Annotated in this window: 20 protein-coding genes; 14 read left to right on the top strand and 6 right to left on the bottom strand. The window is 58.3% G+C overall.

Annotated features, from left to right (window positions below):
- Nucleotides 1-8: 8 nt before the first annotated feature.
- The 3 genes from ACXAEW_RS00765 to ribD all read left to right on the top strand — a co-directional run bounded on the left by ACXAEW_RS00765 (nt 9) and on the right by ribD (nt 2,180).
- Nucleotides 9-425 carry a secondary thiamine-phosphate synthase enzyme YjbQ gene (locus ACXAEW_RS00765; RefSeq protein ID WP_474942975.1) on the top strand — a complete coding sequence of 139 codons (417 nt, stop codon included), beginning with the start codon at nt 9-11 and terminating at the stop codon, nt 423-425.
- A gap of 138 nt (nt 426-563) precedes the next feature.
- Nucleotides 564-1,034, top strand: coding sequence for a transcriptional regulator NrdR (nrdR, locus tag ACXAEW_RS00760; protein ID WP_474939488.1), 471 nt, complete (start codon nt 564-566; stop codon nt 1,032-1,034).
- A gap of 39 nt (nt 1,035-1,073) precedes the next feature.
- Nucleotides 1,074-2,180, top strand: a complete 1,107-nt coding sequence (gene ribD / locus ACXAEW_RS00755) for a bifunctional diaminohydroxyphosphoribosylaminopyrimidine deaminase/5-amino-6-(5-phosphoribosylamino)uracil reductase RibD (RefSeq protein ID WP_474939487.1) — start codon at nt 1,074-1,076, stop codon at nt 2,178-2,180.
- 16 nt (nt 2,181-2,196) lie between these two features.
- Here the strand turns inward: ribD and ACXAEW_RS00750 are convergent, their stop codons facing one another.
- The 3 genes from ACXAEW_RS00750 to ACXAEW_RS00740 form a co-directional block, all read right to left on the bottom strand.
- A complete protein-coding gene (locus tag ACXAEW_RS00750) occupies nt 2,197-4,230 on the bottom strand; it encodes a capsular polysaccharide biosynthesis protein (protein ID WP_474939486.1) in 2,034 nt (677 codons plus the stop codon).
- 4 nt (nt 4,231-4,234) lie between these two features.
- Complete coding sequence (locus ACXAEW_RS00745) at nt 4,235-5,371, bottom strand: polysaccharide biosynthesis/export family protein (protein ID WP_474939485.1); 1,137 nt, start codon at nt 5,369-5,371, stop codon at nt 4,235-4,237.
- Nucleotides 5,372-5,460: 89 nt separating this feature from the next.
- Nucleotides 5,461-6,756: a capsule biosynthesis protein gene (locus ACXAEW_RS00740; protein WP_474939484.1), complete on the bottom strand. Its 1,296-nt coding sequence runs from the start codon at nt 6,754-6,756 to the stop codon at nt 5,461-5,463.
- Nucleotides 6,757-6,988: 232 nt separating this feature from the next.
- On the opposite strand from ACXAEW_RS00740, the gene ACXAEW_RS00735 reads away from it, so the two are divergent.
- From ACXAEW_RS00735 to ACXAEW_RS00695, 9 genes are all read left to right on the top strand, one after another.
- Nucleotides 6,989-7,579 carry a riboflavin synthase gene (locus tag ACXAEW_RS00735; protein WP_474939483.1) on the top strand — a complete coding sequence of 197 codons (591 nt, stop codon included), beginning with the start codon at nt 6,989-6,991 and terminating at the stop codon, nt 7,577-7,579.
- Nucleotides 7,576-8,154, top strand: a complete 579-nt coding sequence (locus ACXAEW_RS00730; RefSeq protein ID WP_474939482.1) for a hypothetical protein — start codon at nt 7,576-7,578, stop codon at nt 8,152-8,154. The genes ACXAEW_RS00735 and ACXAEW_RS00730 overlap by 4 nt, the downstream gene beginning before the upstream one ends.
- Nucleotides 8,155-8,284: 130 nt before the next feature.
- Complete coding sequence (locus ACXAEW_RS00725) at nt 8,285-8,641, top strand: cupin domain-containing protein (protein WP_474939481.1); 357 nt, start codon at nt 8,285-8,287, stop codon at nt 8,639-8,641.
- A gap of 209 nt (nt 8,642-8,850) precedes the next feature.
- Nucleotides 8,851-9,972, top strand: coding sequence for a 3,4-dihydroxy-2-butanone-4-phosphate synthase (gene ribB, locus ACXAEW_RS00720; RefSeq protein ID WP_474939480.1), 1,122 nt, complete (start codon nt 8,851-8,853; stop codon nt 9,970-9,972).
- A 13-nt stretch (nt 9,973-9,985) separates the two neighbouring features.
- Nucleotides 9,986-10,537, top strand: a complete 552-nt coding sequence (locus ACXAEW_RS00715) for a 6,7-dimethyl-8-ribityllumazine synthase (RefSeq protein ID WP_474939479.1) — start codon at nt 9,986-9,988, stop codon at nt 10,535-10,537.
- Nucleotides 10,534-11,031 (top strand): transcription antitermination factor NusB, encoded by a 498-nt coding sequence (gene nusB / locus ACXAEW_RS00710; protein ID WP_474939478.1) that lies wholly within the window; start codon nt 10,534-10,536, stop codon nt 11,029-11,031. Before ACXAEW_RS00715 ends, nusB begins: the two co-directional genes overlap by 4 nt.
- A gap of 158 nt (nt 11,032-11,189) precedes the next feature.
- Nucleotides 11,190-11,588, top strand: coding sequence for a hypothetical protein (locus ACXAEW_RS00705; RefSeq protein WP_474939477.1), 399 nt, complete (start codon nt 11,190-11,192; stop codon nt 11,586-11,588).
- Nucleotides 11,582-12,100 carry a hypothetical protein gene (locus ACXAEW_RS00700; RefSeq protein WP_474939476.1) on the top strand — a complete coding sequence of 173 codons (519 nt, stop codon included), beginning with the start codon at nt 11,582-11,584 and terminating at the stop codon, nt 12,098-12,100. Before ACXAEW_RS00705 ends, ACXAEW_RS00700 begins: the two co-directional genes overlap by 7 nt.
- Entirely contained in the window at nt 12,094-12,291 is a 198-nt protein-coding gene (locus ACXAEW_RS00695; protein ID WP_474939475.1) for a hypothetical protein, read from the top strand. The genes ACXAEW_RS00700 and ACXAEW_RS00695 overlap by 7 nt, the downstream gene beginning before the upstream one ends.
- A gap of 259 nt (nt 12,292-12,550) precedes the next feature.
- Here the strand turns inward: ACXAEW_RS00695 and ACXAEW_RS00690 are convergent, their stop codons facing one another.
- The 3 genes from ACXAEW_RS00690 to ACXAEW_RS00680 all read right to left on the bottom strand — a co-directional run bounded on the left by ACXAEW_RS00690 (nt 12,551) and on the right by ACXAEW_RS00680 (nt 17,969).
- Entirely contained in the window at nt 12,551-13,393 is an 843-nt protein-coding gene (locus ACXAEW_RS00690; RefSeq protein ID WP_474939474.1) for a hypothetical protein, read from the bottom strand.
- 363 nt (nt 13,394-13,756) lie between these two features.
- Nucleotides 13,757-14,650, bottom strand: a complete 894-nt coding sequence (locus ACXAEW_RS00685) for a response regulator (RefSeq protein ID WP_474939473.1) — start codon at nt 14,648-14,650, stop codon at nt 13,757-13,759.
- Nucleotides 14,637-17,969, bottom strand: a complete 3,333-nt coding sequence (locus ACXAEW_RS00680) for a hybrid sensor histidine kinase/response regulator (RefSeq protein ID WP_474939472.1) — start codon at nt 17,967-17,969, stop codon at nt 14,637-14,639. The genes ACXAEW_RS00685 and ACXAEW_RS00680 overlap by 14 nt, the downstream gene beginning before the upstream one ends.
- Before the next feature lie 240 nt (nt 17,970-18,209).
- Here ACXAEW_RS00680 and urtA point away from each other — a divergent pair, with 240 nt between their 5' ends.
- Both urtA and urtB read left to right on the top strand, forming a co-directional pair.
- Entirely contained in the window at nt 18,210-19,481 is a 1,272-nt protein-coding gene (urtA, locus tag ACXAEW_RS00675) for an urea ABC transporter substrate-binding protein (protein WP_474939471.1), read from the top strand.
- Between the two features lie 104 nt (nt 19,482-19,585).
- Nucleotides 19,586-20,512, top strand: a complete 927-nt coding sequence (gene urtB, locus ACXAEW_RS00670) for an urea ABC transporter permease subunit UrtB (protein ID WP_474939470.1) — start codon at nt 19,586-19,588, stop codon at nt 20,510-20,512.
- Nucleotides 20,513-20,515 lie beyond the last annotated feature (3 nt).

Genomic DNA, 20,515 nt, shown 5'->3' with positions numbered 1-20,515 from the left:
AGCGCATGATGCAAAAGGAATTTTCAGTTCAGACACATGGTCAGGGAACCTATGAGGTTACCCGTGCCCTCCAGCAGTGGATTTCACAAAGCGGCGTCGACAGCGGATTGCTGACCCTGTTTGTGCGCCACACCTCTTGTTCGCTGATGATCCAGGAAAACGCCGATGCAGAGGTCCAGTCGGATCTCTTGGCGTTTTTTTCCCGGCTGGTCCCGCCTTCGTCAGATCCCTCAATGTCCTACCTGCGCCACACCTATGAAGGGCCGGACGATATGCCTGCCCATATCAAGGCGGCCATTCTGCCGGTCAGCCTCACAATTCCGGTAAGTGCCGGCGCGCTGGTTCTGGGAACCTGGCAGGGTGTCTTCCTGTTTGAACATCGTGATGCCCCGCACAGCCGCCGGATTTTTGCACATCTGGCCTGAATTTCGGCGGTTTTCCCTCTAAGTATAGAGAGTTCATTTCACCACTACCCAAACCCTAGCGGCTCCCCTATAGTTGTGGATAACCAAGGCAAATAGAGCACAAATTTTCCGTTTGGAAAAGGTTGGGGGGACAGGCCGATGCGTTGCCCATTTTGTGGAAATGTTGATACACAAGTAAAGGATTCTCGCCCCGCCGAGGATCACGTCGCCATTCGCAGACGCCGGTTCTGCCCGTCCTGCGGGGGGCGGTTCACCACCTATGAACGGGTCCAGCTGCGCGATCTTGTGGTTGTAAAGACCAATGGTCGGCGCGAAGATTTTGATCGCGACAAGCTGGAACGGTCTATTCGGATCTCCATGCAGAAACGCCCGGTTGAACCGGAGCGGATTGACCAGATGATTTCCGGCATCGTGCGCCGTTTGGAAAGCATGGGAGAGACGGATATCCCATCCAGCAAAATCGGTGAGATTGTGATGGAAGCGCTCGCGCGCATTGACACCGTGGCCTATGTGCGGTTTGCAAGCGTCTATAAGAATTTCCAGGCTGCGGATGACTTCGAAGATTTCGTGCATGAGCTGCGGCCCGACGTGCCACCGGAAGACGGCTGAACCTTCGGCTGATTTTCCCCCAATTCGGGTGTCTCTGGCGTGAGTGATACGGATAAAAGGTTTATGGCGCTGGCGCTGTCTCTTGGGCGGCGCGGCATGGGTAAATGCTGGCCTAACCCGGCTGTGGGCTGCGTGATCGTCAAGGACGGGCGGATCATCGGGCGCGGCTGGACGCAACCGGGCGGGCGCCCCCATGCCGAACCTGTGGCCTTGGCGCAGGCCGGAGAGGGGGCGCGTGGGGCAACGGCTTATGTGACGCTGGAACCCTGTTCGCATCATGGCAAAACGCCACCTTGTGCAGACGCGTTGATCAAGGCCGGTGTCGCGCGGGTTGTTGCTGCGATTGAAGACAGCGACCCACGGGTCGCCGGGCAGGGGTTCCGTATGCTGCGCAGCGCTGGGATCGAGGTTACAACCGGTGTCCTGTCGCATCTTGCCTCCCGGGATCTGGCCGGGTTTTTTCGCCGTATTGAACAGGGGCGGCCTTGGGTCACTCTGAAACTGGCCAGCTCCTTTGACGGACGGATTGCCACCGGGTCCGGTCAAAGCAAATGGATCACCTGCCCCGAAGCCCGTCGCGCCGTACATGCGATGCGGATGCGTCATGACGCAGTGATGGTCGGCGCGGGGACCGCGCGTGCGGATGATCCCTCCCTGACGGTACGCGATATGGGGGTCTCTCATCAGCCGGTCCGGGTTGTTGTGTCGCGCCATCTGGACTTGCCTCTCATGAGCCAGCTTGCCCGCACGGCCAAGGACATTCCCGTATGGCTGTGCCATGGCTCCGGGGCCGCAGCAGAGCGGGTTCAGGTGTGGCAAGGACTTGGCGCAAAACTGTTGCCCTGTGCGGTTCATGGCGTGCAACTGGATCCGAATGACATCCTGCGCCAATTGGGAGATGCAGGTCTGAACAGCGTGTTCTGCGAAGGCGGATCAGCTTTGGCGGCCTCCCTTCTGGCCTTTGATCTGGTGGATGAGCTGATTGGCTTTACCGCAGGTTTGGGGATCGGTGCCGAAGGTCTGCCCTCTATTGGGGCGCTGGGGCTTGGACGCCTCCAGGAGGCGCCCCGCTATGTGTTGGAAGAGGTCCGCCCGGTGGGGGCTGACATCATGCACCGCTGGGTGCGGCGTCAGGAAAAGGTCTGAACCCGGTCGGCCGAGCCTAGCGCCGCCACAGCGCGGCGTGGGAGGCAAAGAAACCCTGAAGCTTTGCCAGGCTCCGGTTGGCAAGCCCAAGGCGTGGAATATCGCCGCTTTCCAGACGATCCACCGCCACTTCCACAGGGCAGGGGAGACCGGTTTTTGGGTCAAAGTAACGCGGGTAATCTATCAGCGCAGCATGGGCCAAGCCGAGCAGCTTTGGCCGTGCCTTGCGCACTGTGGGCACCGTGCCCAGATCCCGTGTCAGCCCCCAGCCTGCATAAAATGGCGCGCCAAGTGTGGTCACTTTGACGCCGCGCAATAAGGCCTCGAACCCCAACAGCGACGTCATCGTCCAGACTTCCTGCACGTGATCCAGCAACGCCATCGGATCGGCCCCATGGGCAACCACATCTGCCAAGCTCTCCGGAACGGTTATCTTGCCGGTTCGCAAGCCTGCTTCCACATCGGGATGCGGCTTATAGATGATCACAGCCTTCGGGTTTCCGGCGCGGACACGGCGCAGAAGGTCCAGGTTGGTGCGGATGCGCCCTGTCCCCTTCAGGATCGAGGCATCATCCTCCACTTGCCCGGGCACCAGAATCCGGTGTCCTTCGGGCAGCTCCGGCACTGCGCCGCCCAGATTGTACTTTGACAGGCTTCCCCGAACCAGGCGCATCACCAGCGCCTCGGCACGGCGTTCTTCTTCCGGCGTCATGTCCTGCCGCGCTGCAATCAGATCCTGCAGGTCTGACGCCTGCGTGGGGTCATAATAAATTCCCTGCCGGTCCAGCACCAGCGACAATGGCGGAACCAGTTCCGCCCCCAACCCCCGCGAACGCAGGAAGCCATCCTCGACCCGCCAGGCCCCCTTATGGGCCTCGGTTGCTTTGCCGGCCCAGACCATCCAGTTCTTGCCGCTGCTACGGGCATCTTCGGGGTTTTCGGCAAAGCTCATGGTCTTGTATCGGCCAAAGAACCCCTGCAAAGGTTTGCGCTTCCACATGCGCATCTCAGAGGCGACCCACCCCGCGCGATCCTGCCGCCAGGCGCGTACCTCGGCCTCCAGAATGTCAATCGCGCGGTCCAGCTCGCACAGGCTGTCTTCAAACGGATCGTACCAGCTGGGGTACAGCATCATCGCGCCTGCAAATATCTGAGCGCGGGTCAGTGTGCGCTGGCGACGGTCCAGCGGGAATTCATCCTGAGTAAGACCCCATCCCGCATAGAACGGCTGGCCAAAAACACGCGGTTTGTGACCCGCCAGGATTGCTTCGAATCCCATTTGCGAAGACACGGTATAGACCGCGATTGCGCCGTCCATCAGCTCCCAGGGCGAGACTGGCGCGTCAAACAGCTCAATGCGCCCCTGGGCATCCTTTTCAGTAAAATAACCGGGACGGTAACCGGCGCGTGTTTCCGGGTGGGTTTTGATCAGGATACGCGCGCCCGGGTGTTCCTGCTGGGCAAAGACCAGCATTTCGCGAAACCTTGCCAGATCAGCGCCCTCGGCCTCGGGAACGGAGGCGCGCACAGAGGCATCGCCGCGGGTCTGGTCCACCACCAGCACATAACCGGGGTCCGGAACCGCGGCTTCTGGCACAAAGTTGTTGTATTTTGACAGGTTCAGATCACGCAGCCGGTCAATCAGCCCCCGGGCGCGCCGCAGCATATGGCTGTCATCCAAAGGGGCCGTGGCCAGCAGCGTTTCCAGATCACTTGGCTGTTTGGGGTCGAAATGCAGTCCCGTACGATCCAGCAATAGTCCAAGCGGAGGGCTGCCTGCGCGTCCGGGCAGGACCGAGCGAAGGAAGGCGTCTTCTACCCGCAAAAGGTCGACGTTGTGATCCTTTGCCATTTTGCGACCGCGGTGCGCAGTGGGGGAATTGCCCCAGATGCCAACCAGATCACCGACCTGCGGCACGCCCAACGACAGCGCGTAGCCTTTGAGCGACAGAATACGGCGCAGGCGCTTTTGGGTGAGGAAGCCGCCATTGTATACAAAAAGCCGAGAGCCCGCGCCCCCGGCTTCTGCCTTGCCAATCGTAAGGCGCACGCTGTTAGCCACCGTCAAAGGCGGAGGAGACGCTCGACAGCGATCCAACCGGAGTAACCAGCAACGAGATAGTCTTGGTCCACTGGGCGTAGGGCGCTTCGGTCACATAAAGCGTATCCTGATCGCGGATCACAAAATCCCGCGCCATAAACAGGCCATTGGGTTCTTCGAGGTTCAGGACATAGACCAGACGCTGTGCCCCAACCAGATCGTTACGCCCGAGAACCTGATTTGCAATTTCCGCAGGTTCATTGCGCAAGACAAAAACACCTGTCGGGTCTGACGATGTGGCCACCAGACCGCCAACCTGGGCAATGGCTTCCAGTGCGGACAGATCACGGCTTTCGAAGGGAACACGCGCCTGTGCGCTGGTGGTGCCAAGTGCGGTAAAGGTCCGCGTATCGGCCTCCACCAGGATCTTGTCGCCACCACGCAGAGCGATATCAAGCTGCGGATGTTCATAGAGGTCCTGCAACCAGATGGTGCCGCTTTCGCCGCCGCGTATCAGGGTGATCTGTGCGATCTCGGGCTCGATTGAAACACCACCGGCCTGCGACAGCATGTTTGCCAGCGTCCGTGTCGGGCGTTCAATTGGATAGACACCCTGGCCGTTCACGGCACCCGTCAGCGAAACAGAGGCTCCGTCGCCTGCCAGACGCCTGACCTGTACCTGGGGATCCGGGGTCTGGCCTTCCAACTCTTTGGTAATCGATTTGCGCAGTTGTTCAGGTGTGTTGCCCGAGGCGCGGACGCGCCCTGCATAGGGCACAAAGATAAAGCCCGCGCTGTCCACCTGAACTTCTTCGAGGTTGGTGAACTTGGTGGCCTCTGCCGCCAGAAGCCCATCGTCGACGTTTTCCCAGATTGTCAGACCCAGAACATCCCCGGGCCGGATCACATCGGACGTCAGGCGTGATGCGTTTGTGAAATTGTCGGAAAAGCCAAGGGCAGGGACAACAGCAGTGGCTCGGGTCACCCGGTCATTGACCGTTACAATAAAGGCGTCGCCTTCGCGCTGTACGGAACCAGCAAAGATCTGGCGTTTGCTTGGGCCGACTTTGGGCAGGCCACAAGAGCCCAGAATACCAACGGCGGCACACAGGGCGACGCTCCTCGCCCATCCAAAGGATACGGATTTCACTGCTCGGTCTCCTGACCTTAAATTGTATCTGCCTGCTTTTTTCTTTCAGGCTAAAGGAGACAAAGGGAAAAATCCAGTCCCTGAGGGTTTTAGCCGTCGTTGACCAGCCGCAACTGTTGCCGCGGTGCCGCTGTGCCTTGTTTCAGCGCATCATAAGGGTCGTCCGGGGCGAGGATCAGATCCACCACCTGCCGCAACAATTGGCGGCGTCCGGAGCGGGAATAAAAACCTCCTGCGATCTGGGAGGTTTCCAGAAGAAAACGGCGAAAGTCCCGGTAGGCGCGCGCATCCGGGCGGGCCGGCGCCCCAAAGAATTCGGCCAGGGGCTGCTGTGAGACAAATTCTGGTTTGTCGTAAACCGCCTTGCCAAACACACGCAGCGGAATGCCGCGCCACAGGACCTGCTGACCAGCGGTCGAGTTCACCGTGACGGCCGTGCGTGCCTCGTTCAAAAGCGCCGCGAGCTTACCTCCGCGCAAGTAATGCACGCGGTGGGAGATCCCATGGGTGCGGGCCAGCTGCTTCAGGATTTTGCGCAAGGGGACGCGGCCGTCTTCCAGCGGATGCGCCTTGATCACCAGATGATGGTGCCCGGGCGCGCCTTTGGCAAACTCCGACACCACCAGCTCCAGAAAATCAGCCATGGAGGCAAAGGGCGAGTGTTTCTGAAAGGAGCTGTCATGTTCCAGCTGTAGCAGCGCCAGGTGATAGGGAAAGCCGCCGCTGCGCACGCGCCAGGTGGCAATGCGACGCTCCAGGGATTGCAGCGGCTGTAATAGAAGGCGTTGCAGGTAAAGCCGGAATTCCTTGGTGACGGGCAGATCCCGGTGTGGGCGGAAATTGCGGTACTTCTGGTTCCAGAACATCACGAACCAATGATAGAGCGCGCCATAAAACACATGCTGGCGCATGTCGCCCCAATGGGAAGGCGGAAGCGGAGCTTCCATGTCGGACCGGGCCAAAGCCTCCTGCATTTCGGGTAATGTCAGACGCATCAAAGGTGAATGCCCGTTGGAACCGCCGCGCTCATAGCTGACCCAATAGGGGCGCAGATAGCCTTCCTCAAACACATGGATCCGCAGTCCGCGCGCCATTGCGACCTCTACCGCCTGGGCATGGATAGGGCGGGTGTCACCATAAAGGACAATGTCCGTAATCGCCTTCTGTTCCAGCAGGTCGGCAAAAGTCTTGGGCCAATCCGCCACCGACTTGGTAAAGGGGATATAGGTCTTTCGATCCGACCAGAACGCCCGGTCGCCGGCATTGAACCCGACCCGGTGAACCGTGCAGCCCGCATGTCCCAGCATCTTTGCCAGCTGGGCAAAGAAAGGGCCGTGCGGCCCCTGTAGAAACAGGAAGTGACGGGGTTCAGCGGGTAGGGTCATAACGAGGCCAATCGTACACGTAAGGTCTGCGGATATGGTTAATGTCTTTACGTAATTTTATACTGGGGCGAAACTGTGACGATACTGCAGAGATCCGTTTCAAGGCAGCTTTTGGAAATTCCTGCCATTTGCAGCACGCAGATCGCAGACACTCTTGTTCCTTTTTCAGTCAGGCATTACCTCTCAACCTAAGCAAATGACAGCCGCGCGGCGGGTAGAGGAGAGTTTTCAAATGTTCACGGGCATTATCACCGACGTTGGAGAAATCACTGAACTGGAGCAGGCTGGCGATCTGCGCGCGCGGATCAAAACCTCTTATGATACGGCTGGCATTGATATGGGCGCGTCAATTGCCTCTAACGGGTGCTGCTTGACCGTCGTGGCCCTGGGAGATGACTGGTACGATGTTCAGATCTCAGCTGAAAGCGTGGCCAAAACCAATATCGGCGATTGGAAGGTCGGGACCCGCCTGAATCTGGAACGCGCTTTGAAAGTGGGTGATGAACTGGGCGGCCATATCGTGTCCGGCCATGTGGACGGGGTGGCCGAAATTGTTGCGATGCGCGATGAGGGCGACAGCACCCGCGTGACCCTGCGCGCACCGGAAGCGCTGGCAAAGTTTATCGCACCCAAGGGCTCGGTTGCGCTGAACGGCACATCCCTTACGGTAAATGAGGTGGATGGATGCGAGTTTGGCATCAACTTTATCCCCCACACCAAGGAGGTCACAATCTGGGGTGAGGCCAAAGTGGGTGACCGTATCAACCTGGAGATTGACACATTGGCGCGCTATGTGGCCCGGCTGGGAGAGTTTAAATCATGACCGCAGCAGGTATCGGCCACAATCAGGGGCCTTCGATGGAGGCCGGTCATCGCTGGCGAACCCATCAGTGGCGTTCAGCCCAGCGGCAGCTGATGCGCAAGACCATCCCGCTGATGATTGTCAAAATGCGGATGAAACGTGCCGCCGAACTGGGCATGGATTACAAGACCTATGCCACCATTCGTCAGGCGTCAGGGCAGGACATTCTGGCGCTGATGTTTTCCTCCAATGCGCTCAGAATCATCGGGCGGGGGGCCAAGATGCCCGATGCCGAGACCCGCGCGTTGGAAAGCGTACGCGCGGCGCAGAAACTGACCCTTGTCCATGCGCCGAACACGCCGGACGGGGTTCTGGCGGCCAATCCGGTGCTGGACGCGGCGGATGTGGCGCCCAAGTTCAACGAGAGCTGGAGCAGGATGCGTGACCGCGTGTCCGGCCTGATCCAGGCGCAGAAACTGCCGGGGAACACGGTGCTGATCATCGGTGACGCCCCACTGGAAAGCGATTGGAGCACCGCCGCCCGCGCCGCTGGGTATTTGTCAGCAGGTGAGTATTTCCAGGCAGCGGCCCGATAGGTCTCGCGATGGGCTCCCGCGCCTTGGCCCGGCATCAAAGATGCCCGGCCAGAAGCCTTGGGCCTGGCAGGTCGCAGCAGCGACCTGCGGTTGCATTTGTCGCAGCCAAATTTTTCAATGGAGAAAACGGATGAAAACGATCAACCTCGCTGACAAGCTGGCACAGTTTTCCAGTCATTGGGATCCGCATGTGGTGGCGGATTACAACAACAATGACGTTATGGTGGTGAAGTTTCAGGGCGAATACCCGTTTCATCAACACGCCAACACCGATGACTTTTTCCTTGTTCTCGAAGGGGAAATGGAAATGGACATCGAAGGAGAGGCGCCGCGTATCGTGAAGGCCGGCGAAATCTTTGTTGTGCCCAAAGGGGTTGTGCATCGCCCGCGTGCCAAGGAAGAGGTGAAGGTGCTTCTGATCGAGCCCAAGGGGGAGCCAAACTCGGGCGATAGTGATCGTCCGGCTGCGCCCAAGCCCCGGATTTGAATGTCGCTTGCAGGGGCGCAGATGTCGGCATACGTCCAACCGCAAACCCTTCGTTAGGTTAAGGTAAAATGGCCGGATGGAATGGTGGGAATGGCACGCAGGCTTTTCGACTTGGGGTGGTAAATGCCAGGGGCGTGGTCTATCCCTTTTGACAGCAGAAGGCCCACGCCGATGCGCGTCCGGGTCCCCCCAAACATAGAGACTGCGCCATGACATATGCAACGCCCGGCCCTGTTGAGGCCAAGTTGAAAGACGCCATCAGCCCGATTGAGGATATCATCGAAGCCGCCCGCAATGGGGAGATGTATATCCTTGTCGACCACGAAGACCGTGAAAACGAGGGCGACTTGATCATCGCCGGCGAATTTGCTGATGCGGACGCCATCAACTTTATGGCGACTCACGGACGTGGGCTGATCTGCCTGCCGATGACCGCAGACCGGATCGACGCACTCGGGCTGCCGATGATGGCCGTCAACAACTCCTCACGCCATGAGACCGCTTTTACCGTGTCAATTGAAGCGCGCGAAGGCGTTTCTACCGGGATTTCGGCAGCCGATCGTGCGCTGACAGTGGCAACTGCGATCAACGAACAAAACAGCATGGCAACTCTGGCCACGCCGGGGCATGTCTTCCCGCTGCGGGCAAAAACAGGTGGGGTTCTGGTGCGCGCAGGCCATACAGAGGCGGCGGTGGATGTATCCCGTCTGGCCGGTTTGAACCCTTCGGCCGTGATCTGCGAGATCATGAACGATGACGGCACAATGGCGCGCCTGCCGGAAATGGTTGAGTTTGCGGCCAAACACAAAATGAAAATCGGAACCATCTCCGACCTGATCGCCTACCGCTCTCGCAACGACAATCTTGTGGTGGAAACCAGCCAATCGACTGTGACCTCGGAATTTGGCGGGACATGGGACATGCGCCTGTTCACGGACCAGATCCACGGCATCGAGCATGTGGTGCTGATCAAGGGCGACATCACCACGCCGGAACCGGTTCCGGTGCGCACCCATGCGCTGCACGAGGCATCCGACCTTTTGGGACTGGGGCCCAAACCGGCGGGCGAATTGCAAACCGCCATGCAGAAAATCGCTGACGAAGGCCGTGGCATCGTGTGTCTGTTCCGGGCCCCCCACAACGCGCTTTATGCTGCGGATGACGATGGGCCGCGCATTATCAAGGAAACCGGGATGGGGGCGCAGATCCTCTCGGGACTGGGGGTATCCGAGCTGATTTTGCTCACCGACTCACCCGAAACCACCTATCTTGGCCTGGACGCCTTTGACATTCGCATCGTGGGCACCCGCCCGATTTTAAAAGACGCGTGAGAGGAGACCAGAAATGGCTGGACATGAACAACATTACATTCTGCCCCGCGCTGAATTCGACAAACCGGTGAAACTCGCCATTGTGGTGTCGCCTTACTACAAGGATATCGCCGACAACCTGGTGACCGGGGCAGCCGCAGAGATCGAAGCTGCCGGCGGCACCTTCGAGATTATCGAAATGCCCGGAGCGCTTGAAATCCCAACCGCAATCGCCATCACCGACGCGCGTTCGAACTTTGACGGCTATGTGGCCTTGGGCTGTGTCATCCGGGGGGAGACCACCCATTATGAGACCGTCTGCAATGACAGCTCACGTGCGATCCAGCTCCTGGGGCTGCAGGGGCTTTGCATCGGCAACGGTATCCTGACCGTTGAAAACCGCCAACAGGCCGAGGTGCGCGCGGATCCTCAGGATCAGAATAAAGGTGGCGGTGCAGCAGCTGCGGCCTTGCATCTGATCGCGCTCACGCGTAAGTGGGGCGCCCAGACCAAGGGTGTCGGCTTCAAGGCGCCCTCAGAGGCCATCAAGCTGGCCAGCGCAGAGAATGGACCCACAACCGCATGACCGATACGAACTCCACAGGCGAGACCGCCAAGCCCAAGAAGGCTGACAAACACCAGATGCGCTCGGCTGCACGGCTTTATGCGGTGCAGGCGCTGTTTCAGATGGAGCAAAGCGACCAGAGTTTTGACAAGGTGATTGTGGAGTTCGAAGACCACCGCTTTGGCGCCGTTTACGAAGGCGATGAACTGGCAGAAGGGGACACCAAACTGTTCCGTGCTTTGGTCAAGGATGCGGTTAACAATCAGGCCAAGGTGGACCAGATGACCGACCGCGCGCTGGTTGCAAAATGGCCGATCAACCGGATCGACCCGACTCTGCGCGCGCTGTTTCGCGCGGCCGGGGCAGAATTGGTCGAAGGCAAAACCCCGCCCAAAGTTGTGATCGTGGAGTTCGTCGACATCGCCCGGGCCTTCTTTCCCGAAGGCAAGGAGCCTCAGTTTGTAAACGCGGTGCTGGACCATATGGCCCGCGAGGCACGGCCCGAAGCATTCTGAGCTCCGCAGGAGCAGACACGACCAAAAGCGCGCCTCCAAAGGTGCGCTTTTTCTGTTTTAAGACAGGGGCAGGCGCGACATTTTGATCTCTATTACCCTCTTGTTGGAGGTTTGAGCACGTCGTAGGACGTCCCGGATACGTTAAGGGACGATAATTTATGAAACATTCTATTTCTGCTTTATGTTTGGTTGTGTTGGTCGCAGGCTGTTTTGGACCGCAACTGCCTCCTGAAGTAAAAGCCAAGAACGCCGAAGCCACCGCCGCGCGGAATGCGGCTCTCAAGTCTGCTGCAAAAGTTAATGTCGCGGGCAATGATTTTCGCGTGGCAAATCTTCAAGACAGAGGATACGCGCTGGTAAAAGTGATCGGCGGATCAGCGCCTTACTTCGCGGCAAACCTGGAAACGGCCGCAACGCAGGCAACGGGCTGCAAGTCTGTTTTTGACGCGGGAATACTGGCTGGGTTGACAGGCGACATCCGCAGCACGGACCTGCGCGTTTTGGATGCAAAAATCAGCGGAAGGTTTGACGGCTGGCGCGTGAATCTGACGTGTTGACCTCAGGCCGCAACATTTGCGCAAGTGTTGCAGCGCTGGTGCTGCTGGTGGCGGGCTGTGTCGACACAAGTCCGCCACCTCAGAGCGCGCGCGTGGCACTGGAAGAGGTTCAGATGCGCAGCAATCGCTTTCCCGCGTATCCGCAGGCTGACCAGACCTATCTGTCTTTTTCTCACGCCCATGGGTTTCAGGTGAACTACTTGGGGGCCGATAATCGGGCTTGGCTTTGGTATCCTGGCAATACACGCGGCGTTCCTGAAGAGTACAAACTGGACACCATCAATGGAAAACGAGCCATTTGTTGGCGCCATCCCAGCGCAAGCTATAATCCGGTGACCAAAACCGGAGGAGGCCGTTTTGCCTGTTCCAGTTTGGACATTGCGCAAAAATCCATTGTTGCCGTGTTGCCCGGCGATCCTTTTGATCTTCGGTCCGGTCGGGTTCCTTACCGTCTAGACCGTTGCACTGCACCCGCGGCATTTCGCTTTGATCGGTTGGATTATGGATGCTGAAAAAGCGCCTTCCTTTTCAAAGTAAGGCGAGTTTTTGCGGTGATTTTTCGAGTTTGACAGGGGCGACGAAAGAAACATGTTCCGCAGCGCAGAAATATTTCGAAAAAATGCTGCGTTGCCACTGGACCTTCGCCGCAGCCATGGTAGGCTTTTCTAATGAAAACGGAGGATCAAATGGTCGAGCAGCTTAAAAGCGACCTTCGCGAAGCAATCTTGCATATCTTTGAGGGACTTGGGCTCATTCAACGCGCGCGGGTAGCTGTGCGTCGTGAACAGCGTCCCGTTGATCGTCAGATTCGCTCCCGACGCTGACACCGCTGTATCGGCCTTTTTCGACTGCGAGCAAGCTACGATTGGCTGATGAAGGCCGGAATTGGTTCGTTTTTGTGAACAATTGCCAATGCGAAACTCGGTTTTGACAGGCTCATCTTTGAAACTTGACTTGCGCTATTATGGCGCGATGCGCAGCCAAACCGCCGTTGCATCATCGCTCACCTTAAAGCGGGGGTAGCGCGTACAGCGCGGGTCATTGCGTTCTATCTCTCGGATCTCCTCGGCCAGTGCCGCCAAACCGCGCTTGCGAAGTTCTTGGGCCAGGCCATCGGCGTCATACCGGCCGTAGTCGCTCACCAGGGCGGAAAACCCGTCACTCATGATCAGCAGCTCATCACCTGCTTCCACAGTCTGGCTGCTGAAATGTGTGATTTTGGCCGCCGCTTCCGGATCCGGGCTCAGCGCTGCGTGATCGGCCTGCATGCGCTGTGCACGCCGGTCTTCCAGAATGTCGCCGGATATCAGCGGTGCCTTGTCGAGACCAATCCCCAATGCCTTTGCATCCGCGGCTTCAGTCGAACTGTCCGGAGCGCCCGTGCACCAGAAGGTCCCTCCCTTTTGCGGCATAAGAAGGATCGGACAGTCCGCAGCCCATGCTACCTCCAGTCGGGCCACCTCCAGTCGGGCCTCCACCAGTTGCGCAACCGCAAAGGCGGCTTTGGGCAGTTCCCAGGCTGCGGTCACCTTACGGGTGCGGTCAGCCTCGAACAATTCGGCGACAAAGGTAAACATCTGCGTGCAGGTGGCGCGCAGGTCAGCCCCGGTAGCGGTCGAAAAGCCAAGGCTTGCAGCGGATGCCAGCCAGGCAGCGCCCCCCTGGTTGCCCAAAAGTCCGGGTTCACCCAGATCCGTTGCTCCATCCACCACCCAGGCCCGGCTGCGGGTTGCGCCCATACGGTCGTCATTGGGCTTGGTCATGCTGCCGTTCAGGCTCAAGGATTGGAGAACTTCGAAATACATAAGTCGGCCCCGGAAATGTGCACACAAAGCGCTGTTTAATGTCGCGCCTGTAACACGCCCAAGACAGCGCCACCTTTTACCAAGGTGAAAGAAATGCGGCGGGACCACCAGTCAACCGTGCTGCTTTGATTCCCGAGGACCTGTATATACAGGTGGGCGCCAGGTAATCAGGCCACGACCCGAACAGAGCCAGCTCCCTCGGATTTGCTTAAGGCCACCGGAATGCTGCTAATCACAAGAAGGGCAGAACCCGCCTGCGTCCTACCTAAGCGCTTGGCCCGGCAGAGACAAGGCCTACCGATGGGGCAGGGATGGCGGGACCAAGATCCGGTTTTGACACTATTGGGCGGGTCAGGCAGCGCCTCAGTCGCGTTGTGCCAAAGTCCGGTCCGCCAGCACGGCGGCGGATGTGCGATTGTCCACGCCGAGCTTTTGAAACACCTGTTCAAGGTGCTTGTTTACCGTGCGCGCGCTGAGCTCCAGAATGACACTGATATCCTTGTTGGTCTTTCCCAGGGTCAACCAATACAGGATTTCTGCTTCTCGTTTGGTCAACGCAAAGGCGCGGATCAGAATGTCTTCCTTGGCAAGCCCGCTGGCATGGGAGACCTGCACCAGATATTCCTGCGCGGCAGAGAAGCAAACAAAGGAAAACTCCACCGGGCCAGCACGGAACGTGACGGGGGCTGTACTGGCAACCGAGGCTTGCAGCCAATTGGCCAGATCCAAGCGATTGCAATCGCTGCGGGCGTTTTCAAAAATGGTCAGCGCCTTCTGAGCTCCCCACAAGACCTCGGCATTTCGGTCAAATGCTAGAACCGCCCCATCAAAGGAGGTCAGCGCATCCCGCGCGCCCTGGATCATTTTGAAATTGGCCACATGGGTGCTGATCCGGGCCAGCATCTCATCCAGGATGACCGGTTTGGTGATGTAATCCACGCCCCCCGCGCGCAGGCCTTTGACGATATGCTCCTGTTCGGTCAGCCCAGTCATAAAGATGATGGGCGCCAGCACCGCATTGGTGCCTGTTTTGAGCGCGCGGCAGGTGTCAAACCCGTCCATTTCGGGCATCACCGCGTCCATCAGGATCACGTCCGGCTGGACCCTGTGGGTCAGCTTGATCGCCGTTGCACCATCGCGGGCCACAAGAACGGTCATGCCTTCCTGCTCCAGAGCGGTGGAAACCATGCCAAGGGATTCAGGGTTATCATCAACCACCAAGGCGATACTGCGACCGGTTGCGTCACTGGGGCTCATGGTCAAATTCCTTCAAAACAGAGGCGATGCCTTCGATGTCAAAGACGTCAAGTCGCGCCCGAAGCTGGGCCAGCAGGGCAGGCGGGCAACTGCGTTTGAGTTCAAGATCGGTCAGCTTTGCTCGGATGGCGCTGGCATGGCCGATCGTTGTGTATTCCAGAAGGGTCTGGAGGTCGTCCTGCGCCAGATCAATCTGGACAGAGGGTGCCCGATCCTCCTGACCGTCCAGCACCAGGGTGACTTTCAGCAGCTCAGCCACCTGCAACAGCAGATCATCCAGATTATAAGGTTTGGCGATAAAGGCATCATGGACCGCCATATCCGGGCGCGGCGGGGCCTCGTCCTTTGCATGGCCCGAGATAATGACAATCGGCATATTGCGCATCGGCCCCGCCCGCAGCTCGCGGGCAAAAGACCAGCCATCGCGTTCCGGCATGTCGATGTCCAGCAGCAGAATATCCGGGCTGACGTCCTCCAGGATCATCTCGGCCGCGCCGACAGAGGATACGGCAACCACAACAAAGCCAAGCGCGCTCAGATAGTTGTCGGCCAGGGACAGGTGGTTCAGATCATCATCAACAACCATCACCGTCTTGCGCTGCCCCTTGTATCCGGTGAACGCCAGGGTGCGTCCGCTTCGGGTGATCTCCTGTTCGTCAAAGACACTGGGCGTGACCGTTGGCAACATCAGCCGAACCCGGAATACGCTGCCTTTGCCAACAACACTTTGCAATTCGATCTCTCCGCCCAGGATTTCCACCAGCAGCTTGGTGATCGTCAGCCCCAGTCCAGACCCATGGGCCGCGGCGGCATGGGCGCGTTCAAACGGGCGCCAGATCCGTGACATCTCTTCCCGGGCGATGCCAAGGCCGGTATCCGTCACAGTTATGATCGCCACCTCGTTACGGTAGGTCAGGTCAAACCGCACTTCACCTTCCTGCGTATATCGGATCGCATTGGACAGAAGGTTGATCACAATCTGGCGCAGGCGCTTTTCGTCACCGGCGATGAAATTCGGGATCCGCCCATGGGTCTCCATGGTAAAGCGCAGCCCCTTGTTGCGGGCTTCGGTCTCAAAAATTGCAGAGGTCTGTTTCAGGAAGGTGCGCAGGTTAATCCGGTCGCGCATGATCTCAATCCGACCGGCTTCGATCCGCGAGATGTCCAGCAGCCCCTCGATCAGCCCGGCCAGATGCTCACTGGAACGGCGGATGCTTGAAATCGGATGCCGCCAGTTCTCCAGCTTGGGGTCTTTTTCCAACAGCTGGGCAAACCCGTATATCGCATTCAGGGGCGTGCGCAGCTCATGGCTGAGGCCGGACATATATCGCGTTTTTGCCAGGTTGGCGGCTTCTGCCTTTTCCTTCGCCTGTTGCAGCGCACGGTCGGTGCGCTCGTGGGCGCGGATCTCTTTCAGCAGCCGTTCTGTCTGCCGCTCGGCTTCGGCGCGGGCGTTGCGCTGGCTTTCGCCGCTCAGGATGAACATCCAGACAGAGATGCCGATAACAATCAGAACCGTGCAGAAAATAACCGTCAGCACGGCTTCGAAATTGGGCGCGCCCTCAATGTTTCGGATAATCCGTAACAGCAGGCCAAAGGAGCCTGACAGCAGCGCAGTTGCAAAGAAGAAGCGAAACAGGCGGGAGCGTACGGCCCCGGCAACAGGTTTGGGTAAATAGGTAGCCAAGGCCTGTTCGGTGCAATGCTCCAATGTTCCTTCGGGACGGCACAAGTCATTGCAACTGGTGTCCAGCGTGCAGCACAGCGAACAGATAGGAGCCTCGTGGAAGGGGCAGCTGATCATGTCTTCAGGGTCAAAGCTGTATTCGCAGACAGAACATTGATGGCTTTGCGCATCGGGCAGTTCCGATTGGACCTGACGCACCAAATAGTAACGCCCTCCGGTGGCAAAGGCGATCACAGGCGCCATCATGAAGGCTGTGACCAGCGCAACAAAGGACGACAGCGCCTTTAACTCCGGCCCCAGCACCCCGGCATAGGCGACCAGTGACAGGATGCAGGCCAGCGTCATGGATCCAAGCCCGACCGGGTTCACGTCATAAAGGTGGGAGCGGCGAAACTCGATCCCCTTTGGGCTTAACCCCAGCGGCTTGTTGACCACCAGATCCGCAACCAACGCGCCGATCCAGGCTACGGCCACATGGGAGTAAAGCCCCAGAATATGTTCCAGCCCGTTAAAGACCCCAAGCTCCATGAGCATCAGCGCGATGGCCACATTGAACACCAGCCAGACGACACGGCCGGGGTGGCTTCGGCTTAGGCGGGAGAAGAAATTGGACCAGGCAATGGAACCGGCATAGGCGTTGGTCACATTGATCTTGAGCTGGGACAGGATCACAAAAACACCTGTCAGCGCTACAGCGAGAAGCGGGCTGTTCAGAACCTGATCAAAGGCCACGAAATACATACGCGTCGGGTCGCTCGCTTCGGCAGTTGTGACCGTGTGCTGCACAGCCAGCACGGCCAGATAGGATCCGGCCAGCATTTTCAGAACGCCCAACACGGACCAGCCTGGACCTGCGGCCAGCACCGTCAGCCACCATTTACGCCGTTCACTGCGGGTTTTGGGTTCCGGCAGGAAGCGCAGGAAATCCACCTGTTCCCCGATTTGTGCAATCAGCGAAAACACCACGCCCGAAGCCGCCCCCAGCATCAGGAGGGTCGATTGATCCCGCATTTGATCGCGCCCCGCATAGCTGGTCCAGCCCTCTACGTCATAGCCGACAAAGGCCAAAAGAACGAAGGGCAACACATGCAGCAGCACCCACAAAGGCTGGGTCCAGGTTTGAAAAGCTGAAATCTTGGAGAACCCGTGGATCACCAGCGGGATGACAATCAAAGAGCTGCCGACGTAGCCCAGAAACAAGGGCACGCCGAGGCAGAATTCAAGCGCCAGTGCCAGGATCGCAGCCTCAAGCGCGAAGAAGATGAAGGTGAAGGAGGCATATATCAGCGAGGTGATGGTCGAGCCGAGATACCCAAACCCGGCCCCGCGTGTCAGCAGGTCAATGTCCAACCCGTAACGCGCCGCATAATATGAAATCGGCAGGCCCGTGAGAAACAACAACAGCCCCACCAACATGATCGCAGCAATGGCGATGTCAAACCCGTAGGTCAGCGTGATGGTGCCGCCGATGGCCTCAAGCGCCAAAAAGGAGATAGACCCAATAGCCGTGTTCGCCACACGGCCAAAGCTCCATTTACGGGCGCGGTGGGCGGTGAACCGGAGGGCGAAATCTTCCATGGTCTCGTTGGCGACCCAACGATTGTAGATGCGTTTTTCGCGCGTGGCTCTCAAGGCAGCTACCCTTTCGCTCTCCTGATGCACAGGCAAAAGGGGCAGGAAAAGCCCTTGGCCGATCCCCGAAATGACAGCGTTGCCCCCACGCCTGCACTGTGTTGAAGAACAGCATAGTGCGCAAAACGCGCAGCCCTATACGTCAATTGACGTATACTGCGCTGCAGCAATTCCACGCATCCTTTTCCGCAGCGGGCATCACAGAAATGCCCAATCCTTATGCGCTGACAAGGAGGCGATATGACGGACGAAACTTCAAAAAAACCAAATGCTGGGTTGAACCGCCGTGCGGTTTTGGCGGGCGGCACAGCTCTGACGGCATCTCTGTTTGTGCCCAAGCAACTCAGGGCTGCGGACTACCCCACAGCAGAGGTAAATACCACCGGTCTGGCGGTTACAGATGACACGGTGACCATCGGCATCCTGCACTCCATCACAGGCACCATGGCGATTTCCGAGACCGGTTCGGTTCAGGCGGAAAAACTGGCCATTGAACAGATCAACGCCCAGGGCGGGATTCTCGGTCGCAAGATCGAATACATTCAGGAAGACGGTGCATCGGATTGGCCGACCTTTGCCGAAAAAGCCAAGAAGCTGTTGGTCAACGACAAGGTTGCCAGTGTTATGGGCTGCTGGACCTCGGCCAGCCGCAAAGCGGTCCTGCCGGTCTTTGAACAGTATAACGGCTTCCTGTACTACCCGACGTTCTATGAGGGGCTCGAGCAGTCGCCGAATGTGATTTACACCGGTCAGGAAGCAACCCAACAGATCATCGCGGGTCTGGACTGGGTGGCCAAGGAAAAAGGCGCCAAGAGCTTTTACCTCCTCGGGTCCGACTACATCTGGCCGCGTACCTCCAACAAGATCGCGCGTAAACACATCGAGAACTTCCTGGACGGGGCCAAGGTCGTGGGGGAGGAATATTACCCTCTGGGCCATACCCAGTTCAACTCGGTCATCAACAAGATCCGCCTGAAGAAACCGGACGTGATCTATGCCATCGTCGTCGGCGGTTCCAACGTTGCTTTCTACAAGCAGCTCAAAGCCGCCGGCATCGACATGACCAAAGAAAAGCCGATTGTTCTGACCATCTCTGTGACCGAAGACGAGATCCGCGGCATCGGCGGCGAGAATATCGAAGGCGCCTATGCCTGCATGAAGTACTTCCAGTCACTGACCAACGACAACAACATGGAATTTGTGAAATCCTTCAAAGAGATGTGGGGCGATGACATGGTGATCGGCGATGTGACCCAGGCTGCGTATCTGGGACCGTGGCTGTGGAAAGCCGCGGTGGAAAAAGCCGGCAGTTTTGACGTCGACAAAGTCCGCGCCGCCACACCCGGCATCGAACTCACCTCGGCCCCCGAAGGCTATGTCAAAGTGCACGACAACCATCATCTGTGGTCCAAAACCCGTGTGGGTCTGGCCAAGGCGGACGGGCAGTATGACGTGGTCTTTGAAACGGCAGAACTGGTTGAGCCGGACCCATTCCCGGAAGGCTACCAGTAACGCCGGGCCGCACACCCGGTGCATAGGGTGGTCGGGCTGGCTGCAGCCTGCCACCCGCTTTCATCTCCGATAACAAAAACACCATTCACACAGGGGGTATCTGCATGTTTGCCGATTATTCCATGGCCGAGCTTGGCGCGATTTTTGCCATGCAGGGCTTTGCCGGCCTGATCCTGTTCTCCGTCTTTGTGCTGATGGCACTGGGGTTGGCCATTATCTTTGGCCAGATGGGGGTCATCAATATGGCCCACGGGGAATTCATGATCCTTGGGGCCTATGTCACCTATCTGGTGTCAAATTTCTTTGCCGCCTATCTACCTGGAATATTCGGCGCCTACTTCTTTCTGGCGATGATCCTGGCGTTCATCGCGTCTGGCGCACTGGGCCTTCTGGTCGAATGGGCCATGATCCGCCACCTTTACAAGCGACCGCTTGATACGCTTCTGGCGACCTGGGGGCTTAGCCTCATTTTGCAACAGGTCTACCGATCCGTGTTTGGCGCCCGCGAAGTCGGCGTTTCCATCCCGGACTGGATGATGGGCTCTTTGCCGCTGACGGATCTGATCGAGGTTCCGATCAACGGGATCTTTGTGATGGTGCTGGCCATCGGGATTTCACTTGCGGTCTATATCATGATGTTCCGCTCCGGCTGGGGCAAACAGGTGCGTGCAATCAATCAGAACCGGGTGATGGCGGGCGCCGTCGGGATCAACACCGAATGGACCGACCGTCTGACCTTTGGCATCGGCTGCGGGGTCGCGGGTGTTGCTGGGTCTGCCTTTACCATGATCGGGTCAACCGGACCCACCGCCGGGCAGCTCTATATCGTCGACACCTTCCTGGTGGTGGTTTTTGGCGGTGCAGCGAGCCTCCTGGGCACCATTGCCTCGGCGTTTTCCATCAGTCAGGCACAATCCATCATGGAGTTCTTCCTGTCGGGATCCATGGCCAAGGTTCTCACGCTTTTGACCATTGTCGGCATCCTGATGATCCGCCCACAGGGTCTCTTTGCCATGAAACTGCGCAAGTAAGGA

The sequence above is a fragment of the Epibacterium sp. ABZ3_068 genome, from assembly GCF_056159265.1.
This window is presented reverse-complemented; position numbering and strand designations above follow the sequence as displayed.

Excerpts from the sequence above, each read along its gene's own strand:
- urtA (WP_474939471.1), top strand. The coding sequence starts at position 18,210 with ATGACGGACGAAACTTCAAAAAAACCAAATGCTGGGTTGAACCGCCGT.
- ACXAEW_RS00690 (WP_474939474.1), bottom strand. The coding sequence starts at position 13,393 with ATGTATTTCGAAGTTCTCCAATCCTTGAGCCTGAACGGCAGCATGACC.
- nrdR (WP_474939488.1), top strand. The coding sequence starts at position 564 with ATGCGTTGCCCATTTTGTGGAAATGTTGATACACAAGTAAAGGATTCT.
- ACXAEW_RS00725 (WP_474939481.1), top strand. The coding sequence starts at position 8,285 with ATGAAAACGATCAACCTCGCTGACAAGCTGGCACAGTTTTCCAGTCAT.
- ACXAEW_RS00735 (WP_474939483.1), top strand. The coding sequence starts at position 6,989 with ATGTTCACGGGCATTATCACCGACGTTGGAGAAATCACTGAACTGGAG.
- ACXAEW_RS00685 (WP_474939473.1), bottom strand. The coding sequence starts at position 14,650 with ATGAGCCCCAGTGACGCAACCGGTCGCAGTATCGCCTTGGTGGTTGAT.
- ACXAEW_RS00765 (WP_474942975.1), top strand. The coding sequence starts at position 9 with ATGCAAAAGGAATTTTCAGTTCAGACACATGGTCAGGGAACCTATGAG.
- ribB (WP_474939480.1), top strand. The coding sequence starts at position 8,851 with ATGACATATGCAACGCCCGGCCCTGTTGAGGCCAAGTTGAAAGACGCC.
- ACXAEW_RS00695 (WP_474939475.1), top strand. The coding sequence starts at position 12,094 with ATGCTGAAAAAGCGCCTTCCTTTTCAAAGTAAGGCGAGTTTTTGCGGT.
- ACXAEW_RS00740 (WP_474939484.1), bottom strand. The coding sequence starts at position 6,756 with ATGACCCTACCCGCTGAACCCCGTCACTTCCTGTTTCTACAGGGGCCG.
- urtB (WP_474939470.1), top strand. The coding sequence starts at position 19,586 with ATGTTTGCCGATTATTCCATGGCCGAGCTTGGCGCGATTTTTGCCATG.
- nusB (WP_474939478.1), top strand. The coding sequence starts at position 10,534 with ATGACCGATACGAACTCCACAGGCGAGACCGCCAAGCCCAAGAAGGCT.
- ACXAEW_RS00730 (WP_474939482.1), top strand. The coding sequence starts at position 7,576 with ATGACCGCAGCAGGTATCGGCCACAATCAGGGGCCTTCGATGGAGGCC.
- ACXAEW_RS00705 (WP_474939477.1), top strand. The coding sequence starts at position 11,190 with ATGAAACATTCTATTTCTGCTTTATGTTTGGTTGTGTTGGTCGCAGGC.
- ACXAEW_RS00715 (WP_474939479.1), top strand. The coding sequence starts at position 9,986 with ATGGCTGGACATGAACAACATTACATTCTGCCCCGCGCTGAATTCGAC.